Source organism: Egbenema bharatensis FJBBOT/2019 (assembly GCF_048077055.1).
Taxonomy (GTDB): domain Bacteria; phylum Cyanobacteriota; class Cyanobacteriia; order Elainellales; family Elainellaceae; genus Egbenema; species Egbenema bharatensis.
Map to the genome: position 1 here is coordinate 3,502,608 of NZ_CP182236.1, position 15,413 is coordinate 3,518,020.

The 15,413-nt window shown below is 52.2% G+C and carries 13 protein-coding genes; 7 read left to right on the forward strand and 6 right to left on the reverse strand.

What is annotated here, in order from left to right:
- Window positions 1-4 precede the first annotated feature (4 nt).
- From ACM1PF_RS16205 to ACM1PF_RS16215, 3 genes are all read right to left on the reverse strand, one after another.
- Window positions 5-754, reverse strand: coding sequence for a PP2C family protein-serine/threonine phosphatase (locus ACM1PF_RS16205; RefSeq protein WP_416676316.1), 750 nt, complete (start codon window positions 752-754; stop codon window positions 5-7).
- Window positions 755-826: 72 nt separating this feature from the next.
- Complete coding sequence (locus ACM1PF_RS16210; protein ID WP_416676317.1) at window positions 827-2,578, reverse strand: ABC1 kinase family protein; 1,752 nt, start codon at window positions 2,576-2,578, stop codon at window positions 827-829.
- Window positions 2,579-2,588: 10 nt separating this feature from the next.
- Window positions 2,589-2,912, reverse strand: coding sequence for a DUF6825 family protein (locus ACM1PF_RS16215; protein ID WP_416676318.1), 324 nt, complete (start codon window positions 2,910-2,912; stop codon window positions 2,589-2,591).
- Between the two features lie 178 nt (window positions 2,913-3,090).
- Between ACM1PF_RS16215 and ACM1PF_RS16220 the strand changes: the two genes are divergently transcribed.
- The 4 genes from ACM1PF_RS16220 to ACM1PF_RS16235 all read left to right on the forward strand — a co-directional run bounded on the left by ACM1PF_RS16220 (window position 3,091) and on the right by ACM1PF_RS16235 (window position 7,092).
- The gene (locus ACM1PF_RS16220; RefSeq protein WP_416676319.1) at window positions 3,091-4,251 is read left to right on the forward strand and encodes a DUF58 domain-containing protein; all 1,161 of its coding nucleotides are present in this window, start codon (window positions 3,091-3,093) and stop codon (window positions 4,249-4,251) included.
- 89 nt (window positions 4,252-4,340) lie between these two features.
- The gene (locus tag ACM1PF_RS16225) at window positions 4,341-4,769 is read left to right on the forward strand and encodes a DUF309 domain-containing protein (RefSeq protein WP_416676320.1); all 429 of its coding nucleotides are present in this window, start codon (window positions 4,341-4,343) and stop codon (window positions 4,767-4,769) included.
- A 287-nt stretch (window positions 4,770-5,056) separates the two neighbouring features.
- Window positions 5,057-5,362: a hypothetical protein gene (locus ACM1PF_RS16230; protein ID WP_416676321.1), complete on the forward strand. Its 306-nt coding sequence runs from the start codon at window positions 5,057-5,059 to the stop codon at window positions 5,360-5,362.
- A gap of 278 nt (window positions 5,363-5,640) precedes the next feature.
- Window positions 5,641-7,092: a BCD family MFS transporter gene (locus tag ACM1PF_RS16235; RefSeq protein ID WP_416676322.1), complete on the forward strand. Its 1,452-nt coding sequence runs from the start codon at window positions 5,641-5,643 to the stop codon at window positions 7,090-7,092.
- A 287-nt stretch (window positions 7,093-7,379) separates the two neighbouring features.
- On the opposite strand, the gene ACM1PF_RS16240 is transcribed toward ACM1PF_RS16235, so the two are convergent.
- The 3 genes from ACM1PF_RS16240 to ACM1PF_RS16250 form a co-directional block, all read right to left on the reverse strand.
- Window positions 7,380-9,008, reverse strand: a complete 1,629-nt coding sequence (locus ACM1PF_RS16240; protein ID WP_416676323.1) for a peptide chain release factor 3 — start codon at window positions 9,006-9,008, stop codon at window positions 7,380-7,382.
- A 179-nt stretch (window positions 9,009-9,187) separates the two neighbouring features.
- A complete protein-coding gene (locus tag ACM1PF_RS16245; RefSeq protein WP_416676324.1) occupies window positions 9,188-9,589 on the reverse strand; it encodes a metal-sensing transcriptional repressor in 402 nt (133 codons plus the stop codon).
- 89 nt (window positions 9,590-9,678) lie between these two features.
- A complete protein-coding gene (locus ACM1PF_RS16250) occupies window positions 9,679-10,923 on the reverse strand; it encodes a hypothetical protein (protein ID WP_416676325.1) in 1,245 nt (414 codons plus the stop codon).
- Between the two features lie 362 nt (window positions 10,924-11,285).
- On the opposite strand from ACM1PF_RS16250, the gene ACM1PF_RS16255 reads away from it, so the two are divergent.
- The 3 genes from ACM1PF_RS16255 to ACM1PF_RS16265 all read left to right on the forward strand — a co-directional run bounded on the left by ACM1PF_RS16255 (window position 11,286) and on the right by ACM1PF_RS16265 (window position 15,381).
- On the forward strand, window positions 11,286-12,377 hold the full coding sequence (locus ACM1PF_RS16255) for a calcium/sodium antiporter (RefSeq protein ID WP_416676326.1): 1,092 nt from the start codon (window positions 11,286-11,288) through the stop codon (window positions 12,375-12,377).
- A gap of 152 nt (window positions 12,378-12,529) precedes the next feature.
- The gene (locus ACM1PF_RS16260; RefSeq protein WP_416676327.1) at window positions 12,530-14,299 is read left to right on the forward strand and encodes a serine/threonine protein kinase; all 1,770 of its coding nucleotides are present in this window, start codon (window positions 12,530-12,532) and stop codon (window positions 14,297-14,299) included.
- Window positions 14,299-15,381: a glycosyl transferase gene (locus ACM1PF_RS16265; protein WP_416676328.1), complete on the forward strand. Its 1,083-nt coding sequence runs from the start codon at window positions 14,299-14,301 to the stop codon at window positions 15,379-15,381. Before ACM1PF_RS16260 ends, ACM1PF_RS16265 begins: the two co-directional genes overlap by 1 nt.
- The last annotated feature ends 32 nt before the right edge of the window (window positions 15,382-15,413 follow it).

A 15,413-nucleotide genomic window follows, 5' to 3' on the forward strand; every position in this document is an offset into this window, starting at 1 on the left:
TTCTCTATCCGAATGTATCGTCGGCGATTGAGTCATCAAATGCAACAATTACAACGGTGATATTATCCCGTCCCCCCTTATCCTTCGCCGCGTTCACCAGCGACAGGGCCGCTCGATCGCAAGCCCGAATACTTTTGAGGTGAGAAGTAATCAGACCGTCAGACAGTTCTTCTGTCAAACCATCGCTACACAACAGGAGGCGATCGTTCGGCTGCAGGTCAAACGATTGCACATCAATCTGGCGCAGATCTTCCCGCCCCAGGCATTTAGAGAGAATATGTCGCCAGGGATGAATCCGGGCCTGATCGGGGGTGATATCCCCCAGCCTCATGGCCCGGGCAACCCATGTATGATCTTCTGTAATCTGCTGAAGTTTTGCTCCTCGCAGACGATACAGGCGGGAGTCGCCAATGTGGGCACACCAGGGTTGCTCATCGCGCAGCAGCACGGTTACAGCCGTTGTCCCCATGTCCGATCGCTCTGGATGCTTGGACTGATCCTGAAGGATTGCCTGGTTTGCCCGCAGGAAAGCAGCCTCCAGGAGCGTCTTAGACGGTTCAGAAGAATCCCAATAGGTGTCGAGGTGTTCCTGAATGGACTGAGTGGCAATGCGGCTGGCTTCCTGCCCTCCAGTGTGACCTCCCATTCCGTCTGCCACGATGAAGTATCGACCCTGTGGATCGATGTAATAATCATCCTGATTGACGCTGCGGACAAGTCCCGGATCAGTCAGACCCGTGAAAAAACGTTTCATGACGTAACAAGTAGCACTGGCAACGGAATGGGGTGGACATTGAACTAGAGAATTGAACCAGACAACTGAGAACTAGAACATTCGATCGAGCCGATCAAGGCGGATCATCAGCCGAACCAGGGCGATCCCTGCCATAACTGCCAGCGAAGCAGATAGGATAGCGAGCCAAATGTATTGGTTCACTAGAAGAATCGTAGCGGATATTGTAAACGCAACGACGAGCAGCGTGTAGTTTGTTCCCATATTAACGCCACTGACGCGACGCAGGGCCCGATCGGTTTCAGTGGCCCGAACTCGAATTCGGATGTCACCGCGATCGAGCTTTTCCAGGGTATCTTCAAAGCGACGGGGGAGACCCAGAGCCGTACTGCTGACCTGAGCCGCTTGCCGACCCAATTCACCAATGATGCTTTCCGAAAGACCATTGGATCGAGAACCATTGCCGTTTGTCATAAGCTGCATTGCAAAAGGTCTTGCAACCTCCATAAAGTTAAATTCTGGATCTAGCCCTTTGCCAACTCCTTCCAGGGTGGAGAAGGCGCGCATGACAAAGGTAAAGGTAGCCGGAAACCGAAAGGGTTGATCGTAGGCGATTTCGTACAAGTCATCGCTGATGGTGGCAACGGACTGTTCCTCAAAGGGCTTGTCCATGAAGTTGTCCAGCATAAACTGAACCGATCGCCGCACCGGGCCCATATCCTCTGCTTCAGCTAACGCCCCCAACGCCACCAACGAAGAAACCACGCGATCGGCATCTTTCTGGGCAATGCCGAAGAATGTATCCATCAGCTTTTCGCGGGTGATCGGATTGACGCGCCCCATCATGCCAAAATCGTAGAAGATGAGGGAACCATCGGGACTGACTGCGATGTTGCCAGGATGGGGATCAGCATGGAAAAATCCATCATTGAGCAACTGCTGTAGGTAAGCCTTCGCGCCCAGATTAGCCAGGTGTTTGCGATCGAGTCCTGCGGCTTCGATCGCTTCGTAGTGACTAATCTTGATCCCTGGCATATATTCCAGGGTCAGGATGCGCGGCGAACTATACCGCCAGTAAACCCTGGGAACCTTGACCCAGCCCTCATCACGGAAATTGCGCCGGAACGTATCGGCATTCCGGCCTTCGTTGAGATACTCAATCTCTTCCCAGAGGATGCGGCAGCACTCTTCGTAAATACCAAGCCAATCCCGCCCTCGTCCCCATTTCGGATGTCGCTGGAAATATCGAGCAATTCCTTTCAGGATAGCCAGGTCAATGGTGAACAGCTTCTTCAGCCCCGGCCGCTGCACCTTAACCACCACTTCTTCACCAGAATGAAGCTGGGCCCGATGCACTTGTCCCAGACTGGCTGCTGCCAGGGGGATAGGGTCAAAACTGCGATACAGCTCTGGAATGGTTCTGCCAAAATCCTGTTGAATAATGGACTCAACCTGCTCGTAGCTAAACGCAGGCACCTTATCCTGGAGCTTAGATAGTTCTTCAACGTACTCAACGGGAAATAGGTCAGCACGGGTCGAAAACAACTGTCCCACCTTAATAAAGGTAGGACCCAAATCTAACAGAGTCTCCCGAATCCAAACGGCTAACCCGCGTCGCCGCTTTGCCTTGGCTTCTTCCGTCATCCCATTAGGATACGTCCAGGCTTTACCGTAAGCCCAATTTGCCGCCAGCAGCCTTAGCACAAACGTCCATATATCAATATACCGACGCTGTTGTGAGTAGTTTTCTCGATTCCAGCGGTAGGCTTTTGCACGCTGCGCCTTTGCACGCCCCCATAGTAAGCCGCTTGAACCGTCTACATAAATTGGTTGTGGGTCACTCATCCCTGGCACACTATACGGAGCGGTTGCGATATCGTTGTAGTTCAGCTCGAAGTTGAGCCGTCTCAGCTCGGAGATCATCGATCATGGCTTGCAAATCAGCCTGGGAACGGGGGGAGTATCCCTCTGAGGCGGGACGATCCTGCATCGCCATTTCCTCAGCCCGGTTCGCCCGTTCCATCACTTCCTCAGTAAACTGACGCAACCGTTCGCGCTGCTCTGCATCAAATTTACCCAATTCACTGAGGGCATTGGTTACAGTAATCTCAACTTGCTCCCCAACCGCCTCCGCAAACGCTCTACCGACAAAAAAAGCATGAACTAAAGGGTTACTCATAAAGAAAGTTTACGCTGCTTCGCCCAAATTATAGCTTGAGACACCTTCTGGGGACTAGGGATCGAAAGGTAGGGATTGTAGGGGGAAGAGGGAAAAGGGGGATAGAAACTTTGGTGGAGCAGGAGGGCACAATCGATTTTATGAGAAGTCAGCACAGCCTGAGCCATTTGTACTACCCATGCTTTACCGCTTATTACACTGGTGTGAAACTCGATGGATTGCTCCTGCCTACAGCAGTTGGCTGATGGTGGGACTGGCTTTATTTTTCTTTGGAGCTGCAACAAATACGATGGCGGGCTGGCTTTATGTCATGAGCGGGATCATGCTGGCTCTGCTGCTGCTGGCTGCTTTTCTGGCTCCTCGATCGCTCCAGGGAATTCGGATGACGCGACAGCCGATCGCCCCAGTCAGCATGGGAGAACCCCTCACCATCACCCTGAAGTTGGACAATCAGACCTCCACCTCAAAGAGCCTGCTTCAGGTAGAGGATATCTTGCCGCCTGAGCTGGGGAAATCAGTAGTGCAGGCAATCGATCGCATCCCAGCCGAAAATTCTTACCTCTGGAGCTATGGGCAACCTACAACGCATCGCGGGGTTTACCACTGGCAGACGATCGCCCTGAGGACGGCCGCCCCCCTGGGCTTGTTCTGGTGTCGGCGGGAGCAGTCCATTTCGGCAAAGGCGATCGTCTATCCTACGGTTTTATCCTTGAGCCAGTGCCCATTGATTGATCAAATGGGGCAAAACACGCATCAGCAGATCATCAGTGCCTACCACTCCCATGCCGCGACCGAGGGGCTAACTCGCACCCTAAGACCCTACCGCTGGGGAGATGCAATTCGGTTGGTTCATTGGCGTACCAGTGCCCGCTATGGGGAGTTGCGGGTGCGAGAGTTAGAAACCTACACGGGGGGACAGTCCATCATCATTGGTTTAGATAGTGCGACCCAGTGGTCAGCCCCAGCCTTTGAGCAAGCCGTCATCACTGCTGCTTCCCTCTACTTCTATGTTCTTCAACGTTCTCTTCCTGCCCAGGTATGGACGGCAAAAACAGGATTAGTCCAGGGCGATCGATCGGTTTTGGAAACCCTCGCTGCGGTTCAGTTTGGCGAAGCTCGTCTGAGTCAGCCCCCCCCTCAACCGCTGATCTGGATTAGCCAAAATCCTGGAAGTCTCAGCACTTTATCGCCCGGTAGTCGCTGGATACTCTGGCAAACCGCGGATTCAGAGCAATTATCGGCACAAACACCGTTGACCCTTGCGGTTCAAGGCGATCGATCGGGATTGCTGATTCACTCCCATGAGTCACTCCAATCCCAACTCCAGACTGCCCCATAACATGAATCTTGAACATCCTGAACAGGATCAGGATCTCCTGCACCTTTTCAAGCTAGGGTGTACTCAGTCCACAGGCTCATCAACCCTTCATGACTGACGATACTGCCGCTGAAGTTGCCGCCGAGTTTTGGCACGGAGTCGAGCAATTTAATCAAGGACAGTTTTACGAGTGCCATGACACCCTGGAAGCCATCTGGATGGAAGCTACTGAACCTCAAAAGAGCTTCTATCAAGGGGTTTTGCAGATTGCTGTTGCCCTCTATCACCTGAGTAATCAAAACCTGCGAGGCGCAACCATTCTCCTGGGAGAGGGAATCAATCGATTACGTCGCTACTTGCCATCCTATGCCACGGTGGATGTGGAACAGCTTCTTGATCAAAGTGTGGCGTTGCTCAGAATCCTACAACAGGCACAACCTGAACAGGTTCCCCAGTTCGCAGAGCAAGTCAAATTACTTCAGCCCGTTGCAGAGAACGATGGACTGATTTTACCGCGCATTACAACGGTTGACGGATAAAGCATCGTTCACCTGCTCTGTTGAGCGGTTGTGTTCCGCTCACGCATTCTGTGGGTAAACTAATATCAGAATTTCTCACCTCTATATTTCTCACCTCTATGCATTTGGGGCAGGCTAGCAACGAGCCAGTTCGCCCCAGTTAGTCATCTACCCGCTCGCTTCACGCCAATCTGGGAAGCCACAGTCGGTTTCGAGTCTGAAATCTTCCTGCGGGCTTTCGGTTTGGATTTTTCGGTTTGGATTTTATAGTAATCAAACTTTACCCTCTTTCAAGTCACAGGGGAAAAATGGACATTGCTAATTTTGCGAATGTATTAATTAAGCTGGTGATTGCCGTAGCTTGTGCAGGTGCCGCCAATATTTTTATTCCCAGAAGCATTCCAGGAAAACTGGCTGGCATGATTTTGATTGGTATGGCAGGGGTAATACTGGGAGAATGGAGTTTTCGACTCCTACAGCAACGGTTTGGCCTTGACTTTATGTTTCTTGACTGGAATGTGCAAGGGGTACTGATCATTCCGGCCATTATCGGCTGTGCGATCGTCCTTTACATTGTCTCTACGATTCTCAGTTGGTGGCGTTACGGGATTTAGATTGAGGCAATTTTTTAAGTGAATTTGTAAAACAGCCTCACATTGAGGCACAGACGGCTTTATCTTAAATAAAGTAGAAACACGATAAAGAGTCAGGAGATCGCATGGTTCACTCATGGGTTGAGTGGAACGGAAATTGATCTGCCGACTCCTTGTGTTTTAGGGCTTGTTTTAAGACTGGGTTTGTTTTAAGCCTATTTAAGGCCTAATTGATCTTCATCTCCAACGGTTTAAACCGCCTTTCCTTCAGCGATTGAGACTGAAACGATTAAATCACTATGGCAACTGAACACTTTTCTGACCCTACCGCCATGCAATCGGCTGATCCGGGTTCCCGTCCCAGAGTTACCCTCCTGACGATGTTTCGTCTGGGACTCTTCCAGATGGGGTTAGGTATTATGTCTATCCTGACTTTAGGCGTACTGAACCGGGTTCTGATTGATGGACTGGCAGTTCCAGCAATCATTGCGGCTGGAGCGATCGCCATGCATCAATTTGTGGCTCCGGCGCGGGTTTGGTTTGGGCAAATGTCGGACTCAAAACGGCTGTTTGGTCTGCATCGCAGTGGATATGTATGGTTGGGCACGATCTGTTTTACCATCCTGTCCTTCCTGGCAGTGCAGGTCACCTGGCAGGTGGGAAATAGCATCAGTGCAGCAGGGGCATGGGCTTGGACACCGCAGATTGTGGGCTGGACGATCGCTCTCGCATTCCTCTTTACGCTGTACGGTCTGGCTTTAAGTGCCGGTTCCACCCCGTTTGCTGCCTTACTGGTGGATGTATCAGATGAAGACAATCGATCGCAAATTGTTGGGGTTGTCTGGTCGATGCTGATGGTGGGAATTGTGATTGGCGCAATTCTCAGTGGTGGACTACTGCGTCAACTGGAGGCCGATGCACCGATCGCTAGTTTACAGGTTGCGATCGATCGATTATTTGTTATCGTGCCTGCCCTGGTGATTGTGCTGGTGATTCTGGGAACGGTCGGCATTGAGAAAAAATATTCCCGGTTTTCCAATCGATCGACCTTCACTAAAACCAATCGAGAAGACAAAATCACGCTGGGCACTGCGTTAAAAGTCTTGACCGCCAGCCGTCAGACGGGGCTATTCTTCTCTTTCCTGCTGGTAATGACAATTAGCTTGTTTATGCAGGAACCCGTCCTGGAACCTTACGGGGGGCAGGTCTTTGGCATGACCTATGCGGAAACGACGCAACTCAATGCCTTTTGGGGTATGGGTACGCTGGTGGGTCTGAGTTCAACGGGCTTTTTGGTTGTTCCTCGTTTAGGAAAACAGCGGACTGCGGCGATCGGCTGTTGGTTTGTTGCGGTTAGCTTTTCGCTGATTATTCTCTCTGGCTTCACCCAAAATCCATCCCTGCTACGGGGCGCACTGCTCCTATTTGGGCTGGCCTCAGGAGTGACGACCACGGGAGCCATCAGCATGATGCTGGACTTAACGGCAGCAGAAACCGCCGGAACCTTTATTGGGGCATGGGGACTCTCTCAAGCCTTGGCGCGGGCGATCGCCACTGTCACCGGAGGAGCCGTTCTATCCTTAGGTCGGCAACTGTTTACCAATCTGGTTTTCGCCTATGGATTAGTGTTCGCTATCCAGGCAATGGGGATGATGATCGCAGTCTGGTTCCTGAACCGGGTCAACGTGAAGGAGTTCCAGGACAATTCTCGGCAGGCGATCGCCACTGTTTTGGAAAGCGAACTGGATTGATTGGCTTCAGCGCAAGTTTGTTGATGGGGGAGTGGGGAGTAGGGAATGGGGTGTGGGGAGTAGGGAATGGGGTGTGGGGAATGGGAAGCCAGGAATCAGAACGAAGGGCCCATCGGGTGTATCCCACTTTTACATATTGCACCATGAATAGCTCCCTAGCAGGCAAGACTTCGGCGTGAGCTTCGTCGAACGCGGCCTGCGCTACGGCAAACCGTCTCTACTCCTGGCTCCTGGCTCCTGGATTCTGACTCCCGACTCCCGACTCCCGACTCCCGACTCCCGACTCCCTACAAAGCCTCCGGCTCCTGCCCCGACACCACCGGAGCCACCGACTTCAGCTCTAATTCTGGATGCTCTCCTTCCACCTGCTGACAGTTCCACTCATTGCGGAAAAGCAGAACTGGACGACCCCAGCTATCTTTGACCGTGGCCGTATTAAATAGGCGACCCACTTTCTGCAATGCCTCCCAGCCGCTATCCACCCAACGCGCCACGCTAAAGGGTAATGGATCAAGCAGGGTTTCTACCCCATACTCATTCAGCAAGCGAAACTGTACGACTTCAAACTGGAGTTGGCCAACTGCCGCCAGGATGGGATCGCGTCTGGATTCATCGACGGAATACATAATTTGTACAGCTCCCTCTTCCCGGAGTTCGCTGACCCCTTTGCGAAACTGCTTGAACTTAGAAGGGTTGGGGTTTTTCAGGTAGGCAAACAGCTCTGGCGAGAACATGGGAATTCCTTCGTATTCCAGTCGCTTGCCGTTGTAAATCGTGTCGCCGATCGCAAACACACCCGGATTGTTCAAACCAATCACATCCCCAGGGAAAGCCTCTGCCAGGGACTCTCGATCCTGTCCAAATAGCTTTTGGGGGTGGGAGAGCCGCACGGTTTTTCCCGATCGGGCATGGCTCACCGTCATATCTTTCTCAAACTTGCCAGAACAAACCCGAATGAAGGCAATTCGATCGCGGTGCTTCGGATCCATGTTGGCTTGTAGCTTGAACACAAACCCAGAAAAATCGGGATAGGACGGTTCAACATCGCCTATGGTGCTGCGGCGGGGGCTGGGCTTGAGGGCATAGTCTAAAAAGGAGTCGAGAAAAAGCTGTACACCGAAATTGGTCATGGCACTGCCGAAGAATACTGGGGTTTGCTGCCCCTGATGCACCTTCTCCAGGTCAAAATCGGCTCCCACTTCCTCCAGGACTTCCAGATCTTCCTTGAGCTGATAGTACAGATCCTGTTCCAGCAGTTCTTCAATCCGAGGATCGCCCAGATCCACTACCGTATCTTGAGCGGTACGACTCCCGTGGGCAGACCGTTCAAACAGGTGAATCTGCCGATTCCGTCGATCGAATACGCCCTTGAAGCGATCGCCCATACCAATTGGCCAATTCACCGCGTAGGTTTGCAGATCTAACTCCTGCTCAATTTCATCCAGTAGCTCAAACGGATCTCGTCCGGGGCGATCGAGCTTATTGAAAAAGGTAAAAATTGGCAGACCCCGCATCCGGCAAACCTCAAACAGCTTGCGAGTTTGGGGCTCCAAACCTTTCGCAGCATCTTCCAGCATCACTGCATTATCCGCAGCCGCCAGCGTTCGGTAGGTGTCTTCACTAAAGTCCTGGTGTCCTGGCGTATCCAGCAAATTGATCCAGAACCCGCCATAGAGAAATTGCAGCACGGTAGAGGTAATGGAAATTCCCCGCTGTTGTTCCATTGCCATCCAGTCGGACGTGGCATGACGCTGGGCCCGCCGCGCTTTCACCGCACCGGCTTCATGAATCGCGCCTCCATAGAGCAACAGTTTCTCTGTCAGGGTCGTTTTCCCGGCATCCGGGTGAGAAATGATTGCAAAATTTCGACGTTTTTCAACGGCTGCTGCCAGGTCTGTCTGAAGTTCTGTCGCCATGCCTTCTGAGGATTATGGGTTTAGGTTTAATTATATTAAGTGAGGAGTGAGGAGTGGGGAGTGAGGAGTGGGGAGTGAGGAGTCAGAAGTGGAAACTGCTTTCCTTAGCGCAGGCAGCGTTCGACTAAGCTCACCCCGAGGTCTTGCCTTTTCCCTACGGCAAATCCTTACGGCAAATCTTATGGCAAAAACCGATCGAGGGCTGCCTTCAGTTCTTCAATTTCTTCCTCAATCTTGCCTTCCTTAGCGGCCCTGGCAACGCACTCGCTCAGGTGTTCATCTAAAATCATGCGGGAAACCCGGTCGATCGCCCCTCGAACGGCGGCAAGCTGGATCAGAACATCGGGACAGGGACGACTTTCCTGCACCATCATTTTAATACCGCGAATATGTCCTTCTACGCGAGAGAGGCGATTGACAATTCGCCGCAGGGACTCTTCACTGTGAACGTGCGGATGAACTGCAGCGTGTTCATGGTCACCATGAGGATGATGCGGATGAGGATTGGCAGTCGGTTCAACTCCGTTGGTGGAATGAGAATGACTCTGGGACTCGGACGGGGAAAGTTCAGAAGCTGTCATGCAAAACGTGGTTGCCAAAGGTAAAGATCGAACTGAGCGATCGCACCCAGTCGCTTAGATTCTAGCCTAGTCTGGTTGGGCCCAGGCAATTATTGGTTCACAACGCTAAGACCATTTGGGGTAAATCGTTTGGAGGGAGATGAGGGTAGTGTTTGGTTGGACTGGGGAGGAAGGGGGGAAATGTCGTTGGGGACAGAGGGAAGCATCGGAGCGGTGTACTGATCGCCTGGCGGTAGCGTATCAACAGGCGGCAGCCACTCATCGGTGTAGAGCGAATCGACATCTGGAGGCAGTTCAACCGCTGGGGACGACGGAGCATTATCAGACGGTAATTCTTTGAGGGGAACATCAGATCCAAGTTCGGGGGAAGGACTGATGCTGTCGGTGATTGCAGGAGGAGAATAGGATGGATAACTCTCAGAGGGGAGTGTCTGCCAGGGATCGACCGTCTCTGGGGAGGAGTTAGTCCGGTAAAGCGGTTGTTCGATCGCAGTTTCAGGAGTATAAATTGCCCGTTCGCGGATGGGCCAGCTTCCAGCAGATGGAAAACTCTGCTCTTTATTAAATAAGTTCAGGGCTGCTTTGCCATTCTCCTGAGGGGTGGCAGCGATGCGCAAGGCCAGTCCCATCCCAGCTCCCACAAAGCCACCGACGAGAGAGGCAACCATCAGAGCCGCAGGTATTCGTTGTCTCCGAGGCGATTTGAAAACCTCAGCAGGACTGGAACGAGCGACGGAAGACGGAGTTGCAAGGGAGGAGACTGGCGTAGATGGATATGGAAAACTGGCTGCGGGAGCAGAATGGGCGGGGGCAGTCAGTGTAGATTTCAGTGTAGATTGTTGAACGGTTGATCCTACGGGCTGGGATTGCCTATCCTGAAGCGATTTGTCCTGAAGTATTTTGTTCTGAAGCGGCTGATCCGGGAGCTGTTTATCTTGAGCATTACCCGTTCCTTGGATCAGCTTCGATCGCTCAACCTGCCCGTCCTCAACCGCTTCAACCGCCACCGAAAACCAGTCGCTCAATTTGACCGGAGGCTGATCGGGCTGGAAGGGCAGAACTGCGAACGGTAGATTATTTTCTTCAAAACAGTCCAAAATCCGGAGTGAAGACTGGGGCTGCTGCACCAGCGATCGAACTTGCTGCTTAAATTGCTGTTTGAGTTGGTCAATATCTGGTCGCTGTTGGGCAACCTGATTAAAGGTGTGAAGGATAACGGGCTGATTCAGGTAAGTGTGGATTGCTTGATAGGTGACCCCAAGGTCGCTGAGGTTGAGAATATCCTGAATCTCGTACTTGTTGTGCTGAAGCGATGCGCCAACCGTTAACGTCATAGGATTACCTGGACTCGATCGCCCTATAAAACTTTCGCTCTATATCTTAACCTGTCAACAAAGGTTAACAATACTAAGTTGCAAGGGGCGCATAGCAGTACATCCTTACGAGTACGTTTTCCGCACAAAACTTAACAACATGAAAAATTGCGTGAAAAATCGCTGCTAACATTCACTTAAGATTAAAAGTACTGGTTCTGGTTCAACGCGCTTCCAGCCTGAATGATGAGAATCAGGCGATAATTAGTGAATCTGAGTGAATCTGGCTGAGAAAAATTCTGTCTTTTCAGATACAGAACAGGTTCAAAATAAGAATTAGTAATTTGTCAATTTTTTACTCAACCTTCTGGAGAACTGGTTTTATGAATGGAACAGTGCTGGTTTTGTTAGTCATTGGTTTAGCACTGTTGGTAATTGGAGCAGAAGCTTTGGTGAGGGGTGCATCCAGGATAGCCGTGATGGCTGGTATTTCGCCTCTCGTAATTGGGCTAACGATCGTTGCCTATGGAACCAGTTCACCAGAAATGGCGGTGAGTATGATGTCGAGCTATGTCCAACCGGATATTGCGATCGGCAACGTCATTGGTAGCAACATTTTTAATATTCTACTCATTCTGGGTTTGGCGGCTCTGGTTGCGCCCCTGGTGGTGGCCCAGCAGCTGATTCGGCTGGATGTGCCAATCATGATTGGGGTATCGGTTCTGGCACTGGTCTTTGGACTGGATGGCAGGATTGGTCGGATGGATGGGATCATTCTTTTTACTCTGGGTATTGTCTACACGGTCTTTTTGATTTACCAAAGCCGGCGTGAAACCAATCCCGCCGTTCAGGAAGAGTATGCCAATGAATATGGCAACCTCGAGCGATCGTCTCTGGGATGGCTGAAGAACATTGGTTTTATTTTTGGTGGTTTGGCACTGCTAGTCCTTGGCTCTAATTGGCTTGTGGATGGAGCGACAGCAATTGCCAGGGCCCTGGGGGTGAGTGAATTAATTATTGGATTGACCATTGTGGCGGCGGGAACGTCTTTACCAGAATTGGCGACCTCGATCGTTGCCAGTGTTCGCGGGGAACGCGATATCGCTGTGGGAAATGTTGTTGGCAGTAACATTTTCAATATTCTGGCAGTCCTGGGGGTTGCGGCCATTACCGCTCCTAATGGGGTCAGTGTTTCCAGTACGGCTCTGCGCTTTGATATGCCGGTCATGATTGCGGTTGCCCTGGCCTGCTTACCGATTTTCTTTACGGGTAATTTGATTGATCGGCGGGAAGGGCTGCTGTTTACGGGATACTATCTCGCCTACACCCTTTACCTGATTTTGTACTCCACTCAACACAGCCTGCTCCCGATGTACAGCACTGTTATGCTGCTGTTTGTTCTGCCCATCACTGCGATTACCCTGGGCATTGTAATGTGGCGATCGTATCAAGCCCGACGGTTGCGCCTGAAATAGGCAGTAAGCTATCAGCTCCCGATCGCCAAACCCGATCGCCAAACCCGATCGCTAGATCTGTCCACTCTCCTCATTCCCCTCTCATCCAGTTGAGCTAAAGTGGTTTCAGTCTTCTAAGTCGATAGACCGACGGGCAAGCCGGACGTATGAATATGCTGATAGGGAAAGCATTGCAGGGCGGGAAATACACCCTGGATGAGCAGTTGGGACAGGGCGGATTTGGGATTACCTTTCTGGCAACGCACCACTTTTTGGATGAAGTCTGCGTGATCAAAACGCTGAATCCAGACCTTCAGCGAGATCCCCAATTTGCCCAACTGGCAGCCCGATTCCGGGATGAAGCTAGAAACCTGCGGCGATGTGAACATCCAAATATTGTGCGAATGCGGGATTTCTTCGTGGAAGAGGGAATTCCCTATCTGGTGATGGACTATATCCCCGGATATTCGCTGGATCAGGTCGTTTTTCCAGAAAAGCCGCTCCCAGAAGCTCTGGCAGTCCACTACATTCGCCAGATTGGTGCAGCCCTGGAAGTGGTGCATCAGCAGGGGTTACTCCACCGTGACCTCAAACCGGAGAATATGATTTTACGGGAAGATACGGATCAGGTGATTCTGATCGACTTTGGGATTGCGCGGGAGTTTACTTTAGGCAAAACCCAGGCCCATACCAATCTGGTCACGGTGGGCTACGCTCCGGTGGAACAGTACCTGCTCAACGCCAAACGATCGCCTGCAACAGATGTGTATGGGTTAGCCGCCACGCTCTATGCCCTGGTGACTGCCCGAGTGCCTATCGCCTCGATCATGCGCGATCGCCAATCCATGCCCGAACCGCGCCATTTGAATCGTAGCCTCAGCCCTGCGGTGAATCAAGCAATTCTGTGGGGTATGGCTTTGGAGGCAGATCAGCGTCCGGCAACAGTGACCGAATGGCTGGACTTACTCCCTACGATCGCTCCCGCAGCGACTCCATCGGTGCATCAAACTAATCCATCGACAGCGGCCACTGTGGCGGTGAGTCCCCCAAGGGCAGGGTCTCGTCCCGTTGCCCGTACTCCTGTCCCGGATCCCCCTCCCAGACAACCCGCAGCAGCGACAGCCGCCACCCTTGCCCTCACGCCAGATGCGCCCAGAGCTAAATCCGTTGCCGTCCCCTCAACCGTCACCACCGCTCCTCCCCCCCGACGATCGAACAAAGGTAAAGGACGAGGGATTGCGTTTATTGGATTAGTTACTCTGGCCAGCATAGCGATCGCAGCCGTTTCGGCCGTTCTCCATTACAATCAGCAAACGGCTCCCACCGAGGATTTTGAGTCACTGCCAGAGGTTTCGGAACTGCCGGAGAGTGTTGTTGTAGAACCAGAGGTCATTCCATCCCCAGAACCCGAACCCGAACCGGAGCCAGAACCGGAACCAGAACCGGAAGTCCTCCCTCCCGTGGACTCGGCTCCACCAGACGACAGCATTAATACACGACCTCCCGAACCCGAACCGCCTGCGGCTTCACGCCCCCACCCCCCTCCCATTGGCAGTTCCATCAGCCGCGTTCCAGGCTTTGCACCGGGAACCTCTGAACAGCAGGTCATCCAACAGTTGGGAGAACCCGATCGCCAGCGGGATGAGGGCAACGCTTTGCGGATTGCCACCTACATCGTGCCGGAACAGGTGGATCTGGTTTATATCTACGGTCAGAGCAATCAAATTGAACGCACCGAGGCCTATTTCTCGCCCTACACCGATTTCAATGTGATGCGAACGGCTCTCAACGGCATGATGAACTATCGCAGCAGTCCAGAAATTGAGCAGGCGTTGGAGCAAGTCCGTCGGGGAGAAAAAACTTCCTACTCGTTCAGTAACGGTTCCGTTGAAGGGGTGATCGAACGGGCAGGCGATCGAATTTACATAGGAGTGTGGGAGTAATGCCTCAACCGATCCTCTATGCCGCAGTGACCAATCATGGATTTGGCCACGCCACGCGCACGGCTTCGATGTTGGCGGAGGTGAAACGGATTTGCCCAGAGGTGGTGATTATTTTAGTGACGGCAGCTTCTCGACCACTGCTGGAATCATATTTTCGAGAAGACTTTATTCACCGTCCCAAGCCGCTGGATATTGGTGTGGTGCAGGCGGACAGCCTCACGATGGATAAACCTGCCACCCTGGAGAAGCTGAAGCAAATTCGGGATCAGGAAGCCACCACCATTGCAGGAGAAGTTGCCTTTATTCGGCAGAATCGGGTTCAATTAGTCATCGGCGATATTCCTCCCCTGGCAGCATCGATCGCCCGTGCTGCGAATATTCCCTGCTGGATGGTGAGTAATTTTGGCTGGGATTTTATCTATCGAGATTGGGGTGGTGAGTTTGTTGAAATGGCGGATTGGATTGGGGAACGGTTTAGCTGGTGCGATCGGCTGTATCGCTTGCCGTTTCATGAAGCCATGAGTGCCTTCCCGAACATCATTGACATTGGTTTAACCGGGGGCGCACCGCTCTACTCCCCCGATGAAATGCGGCAACGGTTTAAGATTACGGCTCCGGTGGAACGAACGGCATTGCTCACCTTTGGCGGGTTGGGGTTGAATCAGGTTCCCTATCACAACCTGGAACGCTTTCCCGACTGGCAGTTCATTAACTTTGATCAGCAGGCTCCCGAATTGCCAAATATAGTTAAAATCACCGATCGCAGGGTTCGTCCGGTTGATTTTATGCCGCTCTGTAGTCAGGTGGTTTCTAAACCCGGATATAGCACCTTTGCGGAAGCTTGCCGGATGAATGTGCCTGTGGTGACCATTCCTCGTGATGACTTTGCCGAAGGCCCCGTTTTGACCGAGGGAATTCGGAAATATAATCGTCATCGCGTTCTGACTCCAACGGAATTTTTTGAGGGTGACTGGAATTTTTTGCAGGAACCGCCCTATCCTCCGGAGCAGCCAGAACCCTTACCGAAAGATGGTAATGAGGTCGTTGCCAGGGCGATCGTCGAATATCTGCATTCTGATTAAACCGATAGGGGCAACGCGCCAAACAACCCAGC

Coding starts and splice junctions, on each gene's coding strand:
- ACM1PF_RS16205 (WP_416676316.1), bottom strand. CDS start 754: ATGAAACGTTTTTTCACGGGTCTGACTGATCCGGGACTTGTCCGCAGC.
- ACM1PF_RS16220 (WP_416676319.1), top strand. CDS start 3,091: ATGCTTTACCGCTTATTACACTGGTGTGAAACTCGATGGATTGCTCCT.
- ACM1PF_RS16210 (WP_416676317.1), bottom strand. CDS start 2,578: ATGAGTGACCCACAACCAATTTATGTAGACGGTTCAAGCGGCTTACTA.
- ACM1PF_RS16265 (WP_416676328.1), top strand. CDS start 14,299: ATGCCTCAACCGATCCTCTATGCCGCAGTGACCAATCATGGATTTGGC.
- ACM1PF_RS16235 (WP_416676322.1), top strand. CDS start 5,641: ATGGCAACTGAACACTTTTCTGACCCTACCGCCATGCAATCGGCTGAT.
- ACM1PF_RS16260 (WP_416676327.1), top strand. CDS start 12,530: ATGCTGATAGGGAAAGCATTGCAGGGCGGGAAATACACCCTGGATGAG.
- ACM1PF_RS16245 (WP_416676324.1), bottom strand. CDS start 9,589: ATGACAGCTTCTGAACTTTCCCCGTCCGAGTCCCAGAGTCATTCTCAT.
- ACM1PF_RS16240 (WP_416676323.1), bottom strand. CDS start 9,008: ATGGCGACAGAACTTCAGACAGACCTGGCAGCAGCCGTTGAAAAACGT.
- ACM1PF_RS16230 (WP_416676321.1), top strand. CDS start 5,057: ATGGACATTGCTAATTTTGCGAATGTATTAATTAAGCTGGTGATTGCC.
- ACM1PF_RS16225 (WP_416676320.1), top strand. CDS start 4,341: ATGACTGACGATACTGCCGCTGAAGTTGCCGCCGAGTTTTGGCACGGA.
- ACM1PF_RS16255 (WP_416676326.1), top strand. CDS start 11,286: ATGAATGGAACAGTGCTGGTTTTGTTAGTCATTGGTTTAGCACTGTTG.
- ACM1PF_RS16215 (WP_416676318.1), bottom strand. CDS start 2,912: ATGAGTAACCCTTTAGTTCATGCTTTTTTTGTCGGTAGAGCGTTTGCG.
- ACM1PF_RS16250 (WP_416676325.1), bottom strand. CDS start 10,923: ATGACGTTAACGGTTGGCGCATCGCTTCAGCACAACAAGTACGAGATT.